This is a genomic window from Pseudoflavonifractor capillosus (genome assembly GCF_016902575.1).
Lineage (GTDB): Bacteria > Bacillota > Clostridia > Oscillospirales > Oscillospiraceae > Enterenecus > Enterenecus capillosus_A.
In genome coordinates, this window is record NZ_JACSNZ010000101.1 from 1 (window position 1) to 1481 (window position 1481).

A 1481-nucleotide genomic window follows, 5' to 3' on the forward strand; every position below is an offset into this window, starting at 1 on the left:
AGCCCTTGGGGTCCAGCTTGCCGGAGTAGTTGAAAGGGTACAGGTTGGCCACGGAACTGGCTGGCAGCACCCGTTCAAACTGGACTCCGAAGACGTTGTAACCACTGGGGCCTACACAGCGGAAGCCCTGCTGCTGACGGAGCAGGAGCTTGTCCACGTTCAGCTTGCTTCGAACCAGCTCGGTGAGCACATCGGTCTGGAGCAGTTTGAGTCCATTGTAATCAGGGGCCACCAACTCTAGGTACACGGCACAGTGGAGGAGAGGCTCCCGGTTGCGGTGCATGGAAGCCACCAAGGTGGCCACATCCTGCAGGTTGCTCTCCGCAGTGATGGTCTCCTGCAGATTGCTGGTGTTGGAGCTGCTCAGGCGGTTCTTGTTGGTGGCATTCTGGATGATGCGCTTTTCTTCGGCGGCAGTGACCTGCCTGGTGTAGATATGCAGGGTAATGCCGTCCTTCTTGCCCAGATGACGGAGAATGGCCTGCTCGTCGGTGCTGGTGGGATATTCCCGGAGTGCCCAGACACAACGGTAGGTGTTGCCGCAGATGAAGTGGTCGGGCAGGAAGCTGACCACGGAGGGGGCGATCATGTCCAGAAAGGATTTTGTGCTGGCCTCCTCGCTGATCTGGGCAGCGGACTTTTTCGGTTTGCTTGCCAAGATAGATACCTCCTTATTCTTCGGTCGTGACCCAGCGGGCCCCGTCAAAATCCTCAAAGTCTTCTGTGGTCACGTTTTGCTCAAAGTAGACACCCAGCATCCGCTTGAGATCCTGCTGAGTGGCCCGGCGGGTGGTGAAGCCGTTGTCGTTGATGCTCTGCTCGATGCGAGAGAGATAGGGGAATACATCGGTGCCCTGTTCTCCCCGCAGCCGGACAACGATATAAAACTCCCGGCTGGAGGCCATCAACACCTGGATGCGATCCAGGTGCTGGCTGTCTTGGGCCAGAAGCTTGCCAATGGCGGGAAGCTCCTCCTGCTCCATGCGCTCCTGGTAGAAGTTTTTGTTGTACTCAAAGGACTCCTTGGAGTTGAGCGCCAGCATTTCCACCTCGGCCAGCCCTTTCATCACATTGAGCAGAGCATAGATCCTTGCGGTGATGCTGGTGTCCGGCAGGACGCTGATGTTGGTGGGCTTGATGATGAAGAACACCAGATCCCCCATGTGGGTGGAGATACAGTAGTCCTTGAGGCTGTCAATGCCCATCAGCTGCTGGGTGGACTGGGCTGACTTTGCTTTTTTCTTTCTGCTCATTCGAATTCCTCCGTAACGTGTGGCGGGACCAGGTAGGTGCAGCACAGGGTGACGTGACAGACCAATGTCCTGGGGTGTTGGGTGAAGTGATAGTTAGCTCGGACGTTCTTGACACCGGTACAGCCGTATTTTTCGCCCAGCATGCCAGCCACATAGCTTTTCAGCAGAGCCTGCAGACTGCGAAATCCATAGTAATGCTTGCCGCTTTTACTGCGGCAGCTCCAATTG

General features: G+C 56.3%; 2 protein-coding genes and 1 pseudogene. All 3 read right to left on the reverse strand.

Annotation, left to right across the window (positions count from 1 at the left end):
• A pseudogene (locus tag H9X86_RS11995) lies at positions 1–589 on the reverse strand (type VI secretion protein); the annotation flags it as partial.
• 82 nt (positions 590–671) lie between these two features.
• Complete coding sequence (locus H9X86_RS12000) at positions 672–1253, reverse strand: hypothetical protein (protein WP_204901726.1); 582 nt, start codon at positions 1251–1253, stop codon at positions 672–674.
• Positions 1250–1481 (reverse strand): hypothetical protein (locus H9X86_RS12005; protein ID WP_204901727.1); only part of this gene is annotated, 232 nt, incomplete at its 5' end. The genes H9X86_RS12005 and H9X86_RS12000, both read right to left, overlap by 4 nt.